The following is a 17,722-nucleotide window of genomic DNA, read 5'->3' on the forward strand; positions in this document are numbered from 1 at the left end:
ATACCGAGTCCCAACAGATTGTACGGAGTATTCATCGAACTATGGCAGTCCTTAAATGACCGCAAATAGAAAAGCTCACGCTGTAACTCAAACAGCCGCTAAGAAAGCCACATCAGAAACCGATGTTGCGATGGCCCCTGTTCGCCATCGCAATGCAACAACGACTCCTGAAATGCGTCAATTTATTCAGACTTCTGATTTCAGTGTTAGTCAATTGGCTAAGATTCTTAATATCTCGGAAGCCACTGTCAGAAAGTGGCGCAAGCGCGACTCAATCAGTGATACGCCCAATACTCCACATCATTTGAAAACCACGCTTTCACCAATGGAAGAATACGTGGTTGTGGGACTTCGTTATCAATTAAAAATGTCACTGGATAGATTGCTTCACGTCACACAACAATTTATCAACCCTAACGTCTCTCGCTCTGGTTTAGCCCGATGTTTAAAGCGCTACGGCATATCAAAACTAGATGAATTTGAAAGCCCTCATGTGCCTGAGCGTTATTTTAATCAGCTGCCTATTGTTCAGGGTACAGATGTAGCGACTTATACACTGAACCCTGAAACGCTCGCTAAAACCCTTGCATTACCTGAAGCGACACCAGATAACGTTGTACAGGTTGTATCGTTAACGATTCCACCTCAACTCACTCAAGCTGACAGTTATTCCATTTTGCTCGGTGTCGACTTTGCAACCGACTGGGTGTATCTCGACATATATCAAGACAATCACACACAAGCGACAAATCGTTATATCGCTTATGTGTTAAAGCACGGCCCGTTTCATTTACGTAAGTTATTAGTCAAGAATTACCACACCTTTTTAGCCCGCTTTCCTGGCGCAACAGTTTTACAATCCACGGAAGCGGCAAACCAAAAAAATAAATCAGCGAAGGATCAGCTGAACACTGGAGACTCAAAATGAGCCAAGCCCCTACAAATCCTGAGACAAGCTCTCAAGATAATAACGAGTCGCAAGATACAAGACTGAATAAACGTCTTAAAGACATGCCTATTGCCATTGTCGGCATGGCCAGTATCTTTGCCAACTCTCGTTACCTGAATAAGTTTTGGGACTTAATCAGCGAAAAAATTGATGCTATTACCGAAGTACCTGATACCCACTGGCGCGCTGAAGATTACTTTGATGCTGACAAGAGCACCCCAGATAAGAGCTACTGTAAACGCGGTGGTTTTATCCCTGAAGTGGACTTTAACCCAATGGAATTTGGCCTGCCGCCAAATATCCTAGAACTGACCGATACTTCGCAATTATTGTCATTAGTGATTGCCAAAGAAGTGCTAGCAGATGCTGGTGTCACTTCTGAATATGACACTGATAAAATCGGTATTACTTTAGGTGTGGGCGGTGGCCAAAAAATTAATGCCAGCCTAACAGCACGTCTGCAATACCCTGTGCTTAAAAAAGTATTTAAAAGCAGTGGTCTAAGCGATGCCGACAGCGACATGCTTATCAAAAAGTTCCAAGACCAATACATTCACTGGGAAGAAAACTCGTTCCCAGGATCGCTTGGTAATGTTATTGCTGGTCGTATTGCTAACCGCTTTGACTTAGGCGGCATGAACTGTGTGGTTGATGCAGCATGTGCAGGTTCACTTGCGGCAATGCGAATGGCGTTAACCGAACTGGTTGAAGGCCGCAGCGAAATGATGATCACTGGTGGCGTATGTACCGATAACTCGCCATCGATGTACATGAGTTTTTCAAAAACCCCAGCGTTTACCACCAATGAAACGATTCAGCCATTTGATATCGACTCAAAAGGCATGATGATTGGTGAAGGCATTGGCATGGTGGCATTAAAACGTCTTGAAGATGCTGAACGTGACGGTGACCGTATTTACTCAGTCATTAAAGGGGTCGGCGCTTCATCTGATGGTAAGTTCAAATCAATTTATGCACCTCGACCTGAAGGCCAAGCTAAAGCGCTGAAGCGTGCTTATGATGACGCCGGCTTTGCACCTGAAACCGTTGGGCTAATTGAAGCTCACGGAACTGGTACTGCAGCAGGTGATGTGGCAGAATTTAATGGTCTTAAATCTGTATTTGGTGAGAATGACTCAACCAAGCAACACATTGCTTTAGGTTCAGTTAAGTCACAAGTGGGCCATACTAAATCAACTGCGGGAACCGCGGGTGTGATTAAAGCGGCGTTAGCACTGCATCATAAAGTGCTGCCGCCAACCATCAACGTCTCTAAGCCTAACCCCAAGCTTAATGTTGAGGATTCGCCGTTTTTCATTAACACTGAAACTCGCCCTTGGATGCCTCGCCCTGATGGCACACCACGCCGAGCGGGTATTAGCTCGTTCGGTTTTGGTGGCACAAACTTCCACTTAGTATTGGAAGAATACAGCCCAGAGCACAGCCGTGATGAGAAATACCGTCAACGCCAAGTAGCACAAAGCTTATTGATTAGCGCTGACAATAAAGCTGAGCTCATTGCAGAAATCAACAAGCTTAACGCTGACATCAGCGCGCTTAAAGGCACAGATAACTGCAGCATCGAACAAGCTGAACTTGCCCGCATTGCTAAACTATATGCTGTTCGCACTTTAGATGACTCAGCTGCGCGTTTAGGCCTTGTGGTCTCAAGCCTTAATGAATTAACCACCCAACTTGGTTTAGCGTTAAAGCAGCTAAGTAACGACGCTGAAGCATGGCAACTACCATCAGGTACGAGCTATCGCTCATCTGCACTCATCACGATTAATGCCAGCCAAAAGACAACTAAAGGTAAAAAAGCGGCTAACACACCGAAAGTTGCGGCATTGTTTGCAGGTCAAGGCTCTCAGTACGTCAACATGGGTATTGAAGTCGCTTGTCATTTCCCTGAAATGCGTCAACAATTAATCAAGGCCGACAAGGTATTTGCAAGCTTTGATAAAACCCCGCTGTCTCAGGTGATGTTCCCAATTCCAGCCTTTGAAAAAGCAGATAAAGATGCGCAAGCAGCTTTACTCACCAGCACTGATAACGCGCAAAGCGCCATTGGTGTAATGAGCATGAGCCAATACCAACTGCTTACTCAATCAGGTTTTAGCGCAGATATGTTTGCAGGTCACAGCTTTGGTGAACTGTCAGCATTATGTGCTGCAGGTGTAATTTCAAATGATGATTACTACCAATTATCATTTGCTCGTGGTGCAGCTATGGCTTCATCAGCAGTTGATAAAGATGGCAATGAGCTAGATAAAGGCACTATGTACGCCATTATCTTGCCAGCTAATGAAAATGATGCAGCAAATAGCGATAACATCGCTAAATTAGAAAGCTGCATTAGCGAGTTTGAAGGTGTTAAAGTCGCTAACTACAACAGTGCGACTCAATTAGTGATTGCTGGCCCAACTGACTCTTGTGCAAATGCAGCTAAAGCCATTAGCGCTTTAGGCTTTAAAGCCATTGCCCTTCCTGTATCAGGTGCTTTCCACACTCCACTTGTTGGACATGCGCAAAAGCCATTCGCTAAAGCCATCGACAAAGCCAAATTTACCGCTAGCAAAGTTGATTTATTCTCTAATGCGACAGGCGAAAAGCATCCTAATGATGCAAAATCAATTAAAGCGGCGTTCAAACAGCACATGTTGCAATCAGTGCGTTTCACTGACCAATTAAACAATATGTATGATGCGGGAGCGCGCGTATTTGTCGAGTTCGGCCCTAAGAACATTCTGCAAAAACTGGTTGAAGCGACCCTAGGTAATAAAGCTGAAGCGGTATCCGTTATCAGTATCAATCCAAACCCTAAGGGCAACAGTGATGTGCAACTTCGTGTTGCAGCTATGCAACTTAGCGTTTTAGGTGCGCCACTCTCAAGCATTGACCCTTATCAAGCTGAAATCGCAGCTCCTGCGGTACCAAAAGGCATGAACGTTAAACTCAATGCAACCAACCACATCAGTGCACATACTCGTGCCAAGATGGAAAAATCATTAGCAACAGGCCAAGTAACCTCTCAAGTTGTCGAAACAATTGTTGAGAAAGTTATCGAAAAACCTGTTGAAAAAGTAGTAGAGAAGATCGTGGAAAAAGAAGTGATTAAAACTGAATATGTTGAAGTTGCCACAGCTGGCGCAACAACAGTGTCTAACGCTGCGCCTCAAGCAATAGCACCTCATGCATCAGCTCAGACTGCTCCTGCTTCAGGCAGTTTAGAAGCGTTCTTTAACGCGCAACAACAAGCCGCTGATCTACATCAGCAGTTCTTAGCGATTCCACAGCAGTATGGCGATACTTTTACTCACCTAATAGCTGAGCAAAGTAAAATGGTTGCTGCAGGCCAAGCCATTCCTGAAAGCTTGCAACGCTCGATTGAGTTATTCCATCAGCATCAAGCGCAAACGCTGCAAAGTCACACCCTGTTTTTAGAGCAGCAAGCTCAGGCAAGCCAAAATGCATTAAACATGCTAACGGGTCAAACACCTGTTACTGCTCCTGTTGTTAACGCACCAATTGTTAATACGCCAGTCGTTAATTCACCAGTAGTTGAAGCGGTGAAAGTAGCACCTCCTGTACAAACTCCTGTCGTAAACACGCCAGTAGTAAAGGCCACACCTGTAGCTCAACCTGCCGCGATGGCCGCTCCAGCCCCACGTGTTGAACCAATTAAAGCACCTGCTCCTGTAGCCGCTCCTGTAGTAATAGATTCTGCAGTTACAGCTCCTGCTGGCTTAAGCGCAGGAACAGTTCAGAGCGCGCAAACAGCCCTGAGCTCACAAACAGCCCTGAGCACACAAACTGTTCTGGATACTATGCTAGAAGTGGTTGCTGAAAAAACCGGTTACCCAACTGAAATGCTTGAATTGAGCATGGATATGGAAGCAGACTTAGGCATCGATTCAATTAAACGTGTTGAAATCTTAGGTACAGTGCAAGACGAACTACCAACACTGCCAGAGCTAAGCCCTGAAGATTTAGCCGAGTGTCGTACATTGGGCGAAATCGTTGACTATATGGGTAGTAAACTACCGGCCGCAGGCGCTATGAACAGCGACACTGCAAATGCAACTCACACAGCCGTTTCCGCCCCTGCTGCTTCAGGCCTTAGCGCTGAAACAGTTCTGAATACCATGCTAGAAGTCGTTGCAGAAAAAACAGGTTACCCAACTGAAATGCTTGAATTAAGCATGGACATGGAAGCGGATTTAGGCATCGATTCAATTAAACGTGTTGAGATCTTAGGTACTGTTCAAGACGAACTGCCAACACTGCCAGAGTTAAGCCCTGAAGATTTAGCCGAGTGTCGCACTCTTGGTGAAATCGTATCTTATATGGGTAGTAAACTACCCGCCGCAGGCGCTATGAACTCTAAACTTCCTGCAAGTGCCGCTGAAGTAGCTCAAACCCAAACCGCGCCAGTTCAAGCTGCATCTGGCCTTAGCGCTGAAACAGTTTTGAATACCATGCTAGAAGTCGTTGCAGAAAAAACAGGGTACCCAACTGAAATGCTTGAACTCAGCATGGATATGGAAGCGGATTTAGGTATCGATTCAATCAAACGTGTTGAAATTTTAGGTACTGTTCAAGATGAATTGCCAACACTGCCTGAACTAAGTCCTGAAGATTTAGCCGAGTGTCGTACTCTTGGTGAAATTGTTGACTATATGAATTCTAAGCTTCCTACAACTTCAGCTGCAGGCGCTAATACACCGGCCGCAGCAGGCGCTTCTCAAGTAGCTGCTCAAGCATCAGGTTTAAGCGCACAAGAAGTTCAAAGCACGATGATGACTGTGGTTGCTGAAAAAACTGGTTACCCGACTGAAATGCTTGAATTAAGCATGGATATGGAAGCGGATTTAGGCATCGATTCAATCAAACGTGTTGAAATTCTAGGTACAGTTCAAGACGAATTACCAACACTGCCAGAGCTAAGTCCTGAAGATTTAGCTGAGTGTCGTACCCTTGGCGAAATCGTATCTTATATGGGGAGTAAACTACCCGCCGCAGGCGCTATGAACAGCAATACTGCAGATGCGACTCACACAGTCACACCAGAATCAGGTTTAAGTACTGAAACAGCCTTGAGCGCACAAGAAGTACAAAGCACGATGATGACTGTAGTTGCTGAAAAAACAGGTTACCCTACTGAAATGCTTGAATTAAGCATGGATATGGAAGCGGATTTAGGCATCGATTCAATCAAGCGAGTTGAGATCTTAGGTACAGTTCAAGATGAACTTCCGACGCTACCAGAACTTAACCCTGAAGATTTAGCTGAGTGTCGTACACTAGGTGAAATCGTATCTTATATGGGGAGTAAACTACCCGCCGAAGGCGCTAATACACAGGCCGCAGCAGGCGCTTCTCAAGTAGCTGCCTCAACCGCAGAAACAGCCCTGAGCGCAGAGCAAGTGCAAAGCACCATGATGACAGTCGTTGCTGAAAAAACCGGTTACCCAACTGAAATGCTTGAATTGAGCATGGATATGGAAGCGGATTTAGGCATCGATTCAATCAAGCGTGTTGAAATTTTAGGAACGGTTCAAGACGAGCTTCCGGGCTTACCTGAATTAAATCCTGAAGATTTAGCAGAGTGTCGCACCCTAGGCGAAATCGTTAGCTACATGAACTCTAAGCTACCTGCTGAAGGCGCTAAACTTTCAGCAAGTGCAGCTGAAGGCTCTCAGCCAACGCTAAGCTCAACTGACGCTTCACCTGCAACAGCCACAGCAGAGTTAGCAACTGACTTACCTCCTCATCAGGAAGTTGCGCTAAAAAAGCTACCAGCGGCGGATAAGTTAGTTGACGGTTTTTCAAAAGACGCCTGTATCGTTATCAATGATGACGGCCATAACGCAGGTGTTTTAGCTGAAAAATTAGTAGCAACAGGCCTAACCGTCGCCGTTATTCGTAGCCCTGAGTCAGTGACATCTGCGCAATCACCGCTTAGCAGTGATATTGCCAGCTTCACTTTATCTGCGGTCAATGACGACGCGATTAGCGATGTCATTGCTCAAATTAGCAAGCAGCATAAGATCGCCGGTTTTGTTCACCTACAACCTCAACTAACAGCACAAGGAGCTTTGCCTTTAAGTGATGCTAGTTTTGTAGCAGTAGAGCAAGCTTTCTTGATGGCTAAACACCTACAGAAACCATTTGCTGAGCTAGCAAAAACTGAGCGTGTCAGCTTTATGACTGTCAGCCGCATCGATGGTGGCTTTGGTTACTTAAACAGTAACGAGCTTGCAAAGGCTGAGCTAAACCAAGCTGCATTATCTGGTTTAACTAAAACATTAGGTCATGAGTGGCCAACTGTGTTCTGTAGAGCATTGGATATTACCCCAAGCTTTGAAGCTGTCGAGTTAGCACAAGCCGTTATTGCAGAGTTATTTGATGTTGATACAGCACCAGCTGAAGTGGGTATTAGCGACCAAGGTCGTCATACTTTATCAGCTACGGCAACTGCTCAAACCCGTTACCAAACCACATCTTTAAACAGAGAAGATACTGTATTGGTGACTGGTGGCGCTAAAGGTGTCACATTTGAATGTGCCCTTACCCTTGCAAAACAAACACAGTCACACTTTATCTTAGCGGGTCGCAGTGAGCACTTAGCGGGTGATTTACCAACTTGGGCAAAGAGTGTCATAGCGGCTGCGCCTAACGTTAGTGAAGTAAACACAAGTCAGTTGAAAGCTGCTGCGATTGGTTTTATTCAATCTCAAGGTAACAAGCCAACACCTAAGCAAATTGATGCCTTAGTTTGGCCGATTACCAGCAGTTTAGAAATTGATCGTTCATTAGCAGCATTTAAAGCTGTCGGTGCAAGTGCTGAATACATCAGCATGGATGTCAGCTCAGATGCCGCCATCAAACAATCTCTTGCTGGCCTTAAACCGATTACAGGTATCATTCATGGTGCAGGTGTACTCGCTGATAAACACATTCAAGACAAAACCTTAGCTGAATTAGGCCGTGTATATGGCACTAAAGTGTCGGGCTTTGCTGGCATCATCAATGCAATTGATGCAAGCAAGTTAAAACTGGTTGCTATGTTCTCATCAGCAGCAGGCTTCTATGGCAATACAGGCCAAAGTGACTACTCAATGTCTAATGAGATCCTCAACAAGACAGCACTTCAACTTGCAGCTAACTACCCGCAAGCCAAAGTGATGAGCTTTAACTGGGGCCCTTGGGATGGCGGAATGGTCAGTTCAGCATTGAAGAAAATGTTTGTTGAGCGCGGCGTATACGTTATTCCACTCGATAAAGGCGCAAACTTGTTTGCTCACAGCCTATTGTCTGAGTCGGGCGTACAGCTATTAATTGGCTCAAGTATGCAGGGCTCAAGCTCAGCAGATAAAACAGGCGCAGCTGTAAAAAAGCTTAATGCGGACTCTTCGCTTAATGCCGAGGGTTCGCTGATTCTTTCTTTAAATAATGCTGCAAGTCACCGTGTTGTGAGTAACACGGTGACTGTTGAACGAGTACTAGACCCTGTTGCTATGCCCTTCCTTGAAGATCATTGCATTGCGGGTAATCCAGTACTGCCAACAGTATGCGCTATACAATGGATGCGTGAAACTGCGCAGCAATTGTGTGGCCAGCCTGTGACTGTTCAAGATTATAAATTGCTGAAAGGCATTATTTTCGAGACTAAAGAGCCGCAAGTATTAACGCTGACATTGACGCAAACTGAATCAGGCTTAAAAGCACTGATTGCAAGTCGTATGCATAACGATCCAGTGGATAGCTTACTACGACCTCAGTATCAAGCAAACCTTGTGATCAATGAAGCCGTCATTAACGGTCAAACTTTAACAACACAGCCAACTATCGTTGCGGATGCACAACAGTTAGCAAGTGCAGGTAAAGTGATTAGCACTGATAGCGAGCTTTATTCAAACGGTAGCTTATTTCATGGACCACGCCTGCAAGGCATCAAGCAAGTCTTGATTGCTGATGACACGCAACTGGTTTGCAACGTGGAATTACCACAAATTAGTTCCGCAGATTGCGAAGGCTTTGCGCCTGTTCTGTCCATAGGTGGCAGCCAAGCATTTGCCGAAGATTTGCTACTGCAAGCCATGTTAGTCTGGGCACGTATTAAGCATGATGCTGCAAGCTTGCCGTCGACTATTGGTAAGTTAACGACTTATGCACCATTTGCATCAGGTGATAAAGGTTACTTGGTGTTATCTGTGCTTAAGAGTACCAGCCGTTCGTTAACAGCTGATATTGCACTTTATCACCAAGATGGTCGCTTGAGTTGCACTATGAGCAGTGCAAAAACAACAATTAGCAAAAGCTTAAATGAGGCATTTCTTGCCCCTGCTAAAGCAATTGCTGACTTGCAGGAGTCTGTGTGAGCACTCAACTGACTGCAAAAACGGCTGCAATCAATAGTATGCGTATAGCCTTAAAACTGGTCGCGAATGATCAAACATCACTCGCACCAGCACAAAATGCTGATGACATATATGCTGCCATAAAACCGTGTTCATTAGCGCAGGTCATTGGCGAGTCTGCCATTGACCTTGAAATTGATGTATCAAGCTTAGATGCTGGCATAGATAACCTTGCTACAGCAAGCCAACAAACGCTTAGCTTTAGTGATTATTTTGCCCAAGCGATTGCCCATATTGAGCAGCAACATACTGTGTTACTGAGCCATCCAGCAATACCGTATCGAGTATTGATGATGCCAGCGATTGTTGCAGCTAAGCATCGCTGTCATCCCCATGCCTATTTAACGGGTTTGGGAGAAGCTGATGATATGCAATGCGCTATGCAAAACGCTTTAGCACAAGCTAAACGTGAGCACATTACTCCTACCTTGGTCGATGTCACTGAGTTAACTTGTTATAAAGACAAGTTTACTCAGCTTGTCATGTTGATAAGTCGTATTGCTGCGCGTCGTTTACCTGACACTACATTGCCTACTGTTACTAGCGATAGTAGTCATGCAATTACAGGTGTAGATGCTATCTCAGAGGCTAGTGCCAACTCAAATACTACTAGCGACAAGCAGGGCAATAGCAATCAAGCCAATGCCAAATATTGGTTTACCCAAATGCACCAAAACCGTGTTGCTAGCTTTAACTTTACAGAAAATGGCAAGCAACATGTTGCCGTTTTTGTTCAAGGTACTGAACTGGCCCAGGCCAGCTCGATGCTTGATGAAAACAGACTATTCTTCCCATTAGCAGCCAATACATCTGCTTGCATGATCCAATCTTTGCATGAGCTATTAGCGGCGCTCAATAGACTTAATCAGCAACAGAGCAATCAGTTAGACAGCCAGCGGCTTCTAAACAAGCCTAGCCATGTTATCTCTTTAATGCTCAATTACTTAAAGACATTTGATCAAACCAAACCTTTGTCTGCAGTTATCATGGCCAACTCTGTAGTCACTGCAATCGCTGAAATTGAGGCCATGTTAGCCAAAATCAGTACAGCAAGTGATGACACCTCTGGATCGATAAATGAACTTGAGTACAAAACGCCTTCGGGTAGTTGTTTAACCATCACTCAGCATGAAGCGCTTGGTTGCAGCGGCCTGTGTTTTGTGTATCCTGGCGTGGGCACGGTATACCCGCAAATGTTTGCTCAACTGCCGCGCTACTTTCCAGCTTTATTTGCACAACTAGAGCGCGATGGTGATGTCAAAGCCATGCTGCAAGCTGATAGCATTTATGCGGAAAATGCTAAAACCGCCGACATGAGCTTAGGTGAACTGGCTATTGCAGGTGTAGGCGCAAGTTACATCCTAACCAAAGTGCTCACTGAGCATTTCGGCATTAAGCCTAACTTTGCCATGGGTTACTCAATGGGTGAAGCGTCTATGTGGGCCAGTCTTGATGTCTGGAAAACGCCTCACAATATGATTGAAGCCACTCAAACTAATAGTATTTTCACCTCTGATATTTCAGGCCGACTCGACTGCGTCCGTCAAGCATGGCAACTCGAACAGGGTGAAGATATTGTTTGGAATAGCTTTGTTGTGCGTGCTGCGCCGACTGAAATAGAAGCCGTGCTTGCCGATTACCCTCGCGCTTATTTAGCGATTATACAAGGTGATACCTGTGTATTAGCGGGTTGTGAGCAAAGCTGTAAAGCCTTATTGAAACAAATCGGTAAACGTGGCATTGCAGCAAATCGTGTCACAGCCATGCACACGCAACCCGCCATGCTTATTCGTGATAATGTTCAAGCGTTTTATCAGCAAGCTTTGCACGACCAAGATGTGCTTGATGCACAAGCAAGTAGCATCAAATTCATTAGTGCTGCGAGTCAAATGCCTATTTCATTGACCAGTCAGGACATCGCCAATTCCATTGCAGATACATTTTGTCAGCCACTGAACTTCACTAAACTGGTGAATAATGCTCGTCATTTAGGTGCACGTTTATTTGTTGAAATTGGCGCAGATAGGCAAACCAGTACCTTGATAGATAAAATTGCTCGTACTGCAGCTAATACCGATTCACATTTAAACGCGCCACTGTCAGCCATTGCAATCAATGCCAAAGGTGATGATCAAACAGCGCTGCTTAAATGTATCGCTCAGCTTATCTCACATAAAGTGCCTTTATCTCTACAATATCTAACTGAGAACTTATCCCATTTGTTGACCGCTAGCATTGCTCGCGAAAACCGTCACCAAAGCCAAACCGCTCAGTTAGCTCCACAATTAGAAGGAGAACAATCTTGAGTTCTCAATCAAACGTTCCCAAAATTGCCATCGTCGGTTTAGCGACTCAGTACCCCGATGCTGATACGCCAGCAAAATTCTGGCAAAATTTATTAGATAAAAAAGATTCTCGCAGCACCATTAGTCAGCAAAAGCTCAATGCAAACCCGGCAGACTTTCAAGGTGTTCAAGGCCAGTCTGACCGTTTTTATTGTGACAAAGGTGGCTACATTCAAGACTTTAGTTTTGATGCCAATGGTTACCGTATTCCAGCTGCGCAGTTTAATGGTCTTGACGACAGTTTTTTATGGGCAACAGACACAGCGCGCAAAGCACTCAATGATGCTGGTGTGGATATCACTAACAGTCAAGATAATGCGATATTAAATCGCACTGGTATTGTCATGGGCACCTTGTCGTTCCCAACGGCAAAATCTAACGAATTGTTTGTGCCGATTTATCACAGCGCCGTTGAAAAAGCGCTACAAGATAAACTGCAACAACCCAGTTTCACATTGCAGCCTTTTGATAGTGAAGGATATAGCGAGCAAACAACGCCAGCCTCTTTGTCTAATGGCGCCATTGCACATAATGCATCAAAACTGGTGGCCGATGCCCTTGGTTTAGGCGCAGCACAACTCAGCCTTGATGCCGCTTGCGCGAGCTCAGTTTACTCGTTAAAGCTTGCATGTGATTACTTGCATACAGGCAAAGCTGACATGATGCTAGCTGGTGCGGTTTCAGGCGCAGATCCCTTCTTTATTAACATGGGCTTTTCTATCTTCCATGCTTACCCTGACCATGGCATTTCAGCGCCTTTCGATAGTAATTCAAAAGGGTTATTTGCAGGTGAAGGTGCTGGCGTTTTAGTGCTCAAACGTCTTGAAGATGCTGAGCGTGATGGCGACCATATTTATGCACTAGTTAGCGGCATTGGCTTATCCAACGATGGTAAAGGTCAATTTGTACTGAGCCCAAACAGTGATGGTCAAGTCAAAGCCTTTGAGCGTGCCTATGCAGATGCAGCCATGCATGATGAACATTTCGGCCCTGATAATATTGAGGTCATCGAGTGTCATGCCACTGGTACACCGCTGGGTGATAAAGTTGAACTGACCTCGATGGAACGTTTTTTTAGCGACAAACTCAATGGTAGCCATACGCCATTGATTGGATCAGCTAAATCAAACTTAGGTCATTTACTGACGGCTGCGGGTATGCCTGGGATCATGAAAATGATTTTTGCCATGCGCCAAGGCATGTTGCCACCCAGTATCAATATTAGTTCGCCAATTACATCACCAAATCAGATGTTTGGCCCTGCTACATTACCTAATGATGTATTGCCATGGCCTGATAAAGCGGGCAATCGTACTCGTCATGCTGGTGTATCAGTATTCGGCTTTGGTGGTTGTAATGCCCACTTATTGATTGAGTCATATCACGGACAAACGTCAACAGCTCCAGCTGCTAATACCATTAATGCACAGTTGCCTATGCATATTACTGGCATGGCATCACACTTTGGGCCGCTGAATAATATTAACCGCTTTGCCAATGCAATAAACCAGCAACAAACGGCGTTTACTCCGCTACCGGCAAAACGATGGAAAGGCTTAGATAAACATCCTGAGTTATTGCAGCAGCTTGGTTTGGCGCAAACACCGCCAACAGGCGCTTATATTGATCAGTTTGATTTTGACTTCTTGCGCTTTAAAGTGCCACCGAATGAAGACGACCGCCTGATTTCGCAGCAGCTTTTGTTGATGAAAGTTGCAGACGAAGCTATTCATGATGCCAAACTTGCATCTGGCAGCAAGGTTGCTGTACTGGTTGCAATGGAAACCGAGCTTGAACTGCATCAGTTCCGTGGGCGAGTTAATTTGCATACTCAAATCGCAGCCAGCTTAAATGCGCACGGTGTCAGCCTATCTAACGATGAATACCAAGCCCTTGAAACCCTTGCGATGGACAGTGTTTTAGATGCGGCCAAGCTGAACCAATACACTAGCTTTATTGGTAATATTATGGCGTCGCGGATCTCATCGTTATGGGACTTTAATGGCCCAGCCTTTACGATTTCTGCAGGCGAGCAGTCGGTAAATCGTTGTATTGATGTGGCGCAAAACCTATTGGCTATGGAGTCGCGTCAAGAGCCGCTAGATGCCGTGATCATCGCAGCAGTTGATTTATCTGGCAGTATTGAAAATATCGTCCTGAAAACGGCAAGCCTCGCTAAAACAGGTCAACAACTTCCGCTCAGTATTGGTGAAGGTGCGGGTGCAATAGTACTGCAGGTTGCAGACCAAACAGCCACAGACTCTGAGCCACTGAATTTAATTCATCAAGCACTTGGTGCTGTCGACACACCATCTGTGGCAATATCTGGTTCAACAGACCTAAGCGGCAGTGATTCCCTCAACAGCCACGGGGCGTTAAACAGCTACGCGACAATCAACAGTTTATCATTTGGTCACATCAGCAAACTTGAAGCCATCAGTGATGAATTACTCACCCCTGCGGGCTTATCGACAAGTGATATCGGCATGCTAGAGCTAAACCAAGCGCCAGATTTAACCCATATTGATTCAACGCAAGCGCTATCACAACTTTATAGTCAGTCAGCAACTCAAGCCAAATCATGTATCGGCCATACTTATGCCGCTTCAGGAATGGCAAGCTTGCTGCACGGACTGCTTATTCAAAAACAAGATGCGCATTCAGAGCAAACGGTTCAACCCATAAATACCATTGTCGCCACACTCAGTGAGAACCAGTGTTCACAGCTACTGATGAGTCAAACTGCTGAACAGACCTCGGCTTTAAACAGTCGAATTAATACTGATATTGGGCAGCAAACGGCTAAAAAACTGAGCCTTGTTAAACAAGTGAGCTTAGGTGGACGTGATATTTATCAGCATATTGTCGATACGCCACTAGCTGACATTGACAATATTCGCGCTAAAACGGCAAATCTTATCCCTGCCGTAACCAATACAACGACGAACATGCTTGAGCGAGGTCAGTTTGTGTCTCCACAACAAACTCCTTTAGCACCAATGTTCGACAAGAATAACGCTATGACAACAGAGACTTCTATGCCGTTTTCAGATCGTTCTACCCAGTTTAATCCAGCTCCTAAAGCTGCAACGCCTAATGCCAAAGCTAACGTGACGACCACAAACTTCACAGCAACAAACCAAGTGCCACCAGCACATTTAACGGCTTTCGAGCAAAATCAATGGTTAGCCCATAAAGCGCAATTAGCATTTTTAAACAGCCGTGAACAAGGTTTAAAAGTGGCTGATGCACTCTTAAAACAACAGCTTGCTCAAACCAATGGGCAACCCCAGAGTGGTTTAACCCAACCTATGCCAGCAGCTAATGCGACAGTGCAAGCTGCAAATGTATTCGCGCAGCCACTGGCATCACAAGCCCCTGTTAAGCAGCGTCCAAATCATGCCTGCGTGCCACCTTACACAGCGCCTATCCCAGCGGATAAACCATGTATTTGGAACTACGCTGATTTAGTAGAATATGCAGAAGGTGATATTGCCAAAGTATTCGGCCCAGATTACGCCGTGATTGATAACTACTCTCGCCGCGTACGCCTTCCTACAACCGATTACTTATTGGTATCTCGTGTCACTAAATTAGATGCAACGATGAACCAATATAAGCCTTGTAGCATGACCACTGAGTATGACATCCCTGAAGATGCACCTTACTTAGTCGATGGCCAAATCCCATGGGCAGTTGCCGTTGAGTCAGGCCAGTGTGATTTAATGCTTATCAGTTATTTAGGCATTGATTTTGAAAACAAAGGTGAGCGTGTTTATCGCTTACTTGATTGTACTCTGACCTTCTTAGGCGACTTACCTCGTGGCGGCGACACATTGCGCTACGACATCAAGATTAATAACTTCGCTAAGAATGGCGAGACATTATTATTCTTCTTCTCTTACGAATGTTTCGTCGGCGATAAGATGGTATTAAAAATGGATGGCGGCTGCGCGGGCTTCTTTACCGATCAAGAGTTAGATGATGGTAAAGGGGTTATTTACACCGAAGATGAAATTAAAACTCGTGAAGCGGCATTAAATACACCGAACAAACCACGTTTTGAGCCATTATTGCATTGTACTCAGACCCAGTTTGACTATGGACAAATTCATCACTTACTCAATGGTGACATCGGCAGTTGTTTTGCTGGCGAACACCATAACCACCAGCAAACATCAGGTAAGCAAGACTCATTATGTTTTGCCTCTGAAAAGTTCTTGATGATTGAGCAAGTGGGCAATCTAGATGTTCATGGCGGCGCTTGGGGCCTAGGCTTTATTGAAGGTCATAAACAATTAGCACCTGATCACTGGTACTTCCCTTGTCACTTTAAGGGCGACCAAGTGATGGCTGGTTCATTAATGGCTGAAGGTTGTGGCCAATTACTGCAATTCTTTATGCTGCACATTGGTATGCACACCTTGGTTGAAAATGGTCGCTTCCAGCCACTTGAAAATGCTTCACAAAAAGTACGTTGTCGTGGCCAAGTATTGCCACAACATGGTGAGCTGACTTACCGCATGGAAGTCACTGAAATTGGTACTAACCCTCGCCCATATGCCAAAGCCAATATTGAAATATTGCTCAATGGTAAAGCGGTCGTGGACTTCCAAAACTTAGGTGTCATGCTCAAAGAAGAAAGCGAATGTACTCGCTACCTTAATGATACGCCCGCTGTCGATGTCTCAGCTGAACGAATTAATTCAGCAACCAATAATATTCTATACCCAGCGGCTTCAACCAATGCGCCACTCATGGCTCAACTGCCTGATTTGAATGCCCCTACGAATAAAGGTGTTATCCCACTGCAACATGTTGAAGCACCTGTGTTGCCTGATTATCCAAATCGTACTCCTGATACGCTGCCATTCACTGCGTACCATATGTTTGAGTTTGCCACTGGCAATATTGAAAACTGCTTTGGGCCGGACTTTAGTATTTACCGTGGTTTCATTCCACCGCGCACACCATGTGGCGATTTACAGCTAACGACTCGTATCGTTGATATTCAAGGTAAACGTGGCGAATTGAAAAAGCCGTCATCGTGTATCGCAGAATATGAAGTGCCAACTGATGCATGGTATTTCGCTAAAAACAGCCACGCCTCTGTCATGCCTTATTCAGTGTTGATGGAAATTTCACTGCAACCAAACGGCTTTATTTCAGGCTACATGGGCACCACATTAGGCTTCCCAGGTGAAGAATTATTCTTCCGTAACTTAGACGGTAGTGGTGAACTATTACGTGATGTTGATTTACGTGGCAAAACCATTGTTAATGATTCAAAGCTATTATCAACCGTTATTGCTGGTAGCAACATCATTCAAAGCTTCACATTTGACTTAAGTGTTGACGGCGAGCCCTTCTACAAAGGCAGCGCGGTATTTGGCTACTTTAAAGGCGATGCGCTTAAAAACCAGTTAGGTATTGATAACGGCCGTATCACTCAACCATGGCATGTTGAAAATAACGTCCCTGCTGATATCACTGTTGATTTACTTGATAAGCAATCTCGCGTGTTCCATGCTCCCGCTAATCAACCACATTATCGCTTAGCTGGCGGTCAACTTAACTTTATCGACAAAGCTGAAATCGTTGAAAAAGGCGGTAAAAATGGCTTAGGTTACTTGTCGGCATCTCGCACCATTGACCCAAGTGATTGGTTCTTCCAATTCCATTTCCATCAAGATCCAGTGATGCCAGGTTCATTAGGCGTTGAAGCCATCATCGAGTTAATGCAAACTTACGCCATTAGCAAAGACCTAGGTAAAGGTTTCACAAACCCGAAATTTGGCCAGATTTTGTCTGACATCAAATGGAAGTACCGTGGCCAAATTAACCCATTGAATAAGCAAATGTCGTTAGATGTGCACATCAGTGCAGTCAAAGATGAAAACGGCAAACGTATCATTGTGGGTGACGCAAACCTCAGCAAAGACGGTTTACGTATTTACGAAGTAAAAGACATCGCTATCTGTATCGAAGAGGCATAAAGGAATAAT

The 17,722-nt window shown here is 45.0% G+C and carries 4 protein-coding genes; all 4 read left to right on the plus strand.

From position 1 onward, the window contains the following. Nucleotides 1-55 precede the first annotated feature (55 nt). From AN944_RS03055 to AN944_RS03070, 4 genes are read left to right on the plus strand one after another with little or no spacing between them, the layout of a single operon-like run. Complete coding sequence (locus AN944_RS03055) at nt 56-928, plus strand: helix-turn-helix domain-containing protein (RefSeq protein ID WP_055023112.1); 873 nt, start codon at nt 56-58, stop codon at nt 926-928. Then, nucleotides 925-9,333 carry a type I polyketide synthase gene (locus AN944_RS03060; RefSeq protein WP_055023113.1) on the plus strand — a complete coding sequence of 2,803 codons (8,409 nt, stop codon included), beginning with the start codon at nt 925-927 and terminating at the stop codon, nt 9,331-9,333. Before AN944_RS03055 ends, AN944_RS03060 begins: the two co-directional genes overlap by 4 nt. After that, a complete protein-coding gene (locus AN944_RS03065; protein ID WP_055023114.1) occupies nt 9,330-11,678 on the plus strand; it encodes a PfaB family protein in 2,349 nt (782 codons plus the stop codon). The genes AN944_RS03060 and AN944_RS03065 overlap by 4 nt, the downstream gene beginning before the upstream one ends. Next, nucleotides 11,657-17,713 carry a beta-ketoacyl synthase N-terminal-like domain-containing protein gene (locus AN944_RS03070; RefSeq protein ID WP_055023115.1) on the plus strand — a complete coding sequence of 2,019 codons (6,057 nt, stop codon included), beginning with the start codon at nt 11,657-11,659 and terminating at the stop codon, nt 17,711-17,713. Before AN944_RS03065 ends, AN944_RS03070 begins: the two co-directional genes overlap by 22 nt. The last annotated feature ends 9 nt before the right edge of the window (nt 17,714-17,722 follow it).

The sequence above is a fragment of the Shewanella sp. P1-14-1 genome (genome assembly GCF_001401775.1).
Taxonomy (GTDB): Bacteria; Pseudomonadota; Gammaproteobacteria; order Enterobacterales; family Shewanellaceae; genus Shewanella; species Shewanella japonica.

Coding starts and splice junctions, on each gene's coding strand:
- AN944_RS03060 (WP_055023113.1), top strand. CDS start 925: ATGAGCCAAGCCCCTACAAATCCTGAGACAAGCTCTCAAGATAATAAC.
- AN944_RS03055 (WP_055023112.1), top strand. CDS start 56: ATGACCGCAAATAGAAAAGCTCACGCTGTAACTCAAACAGCCGCTAAG.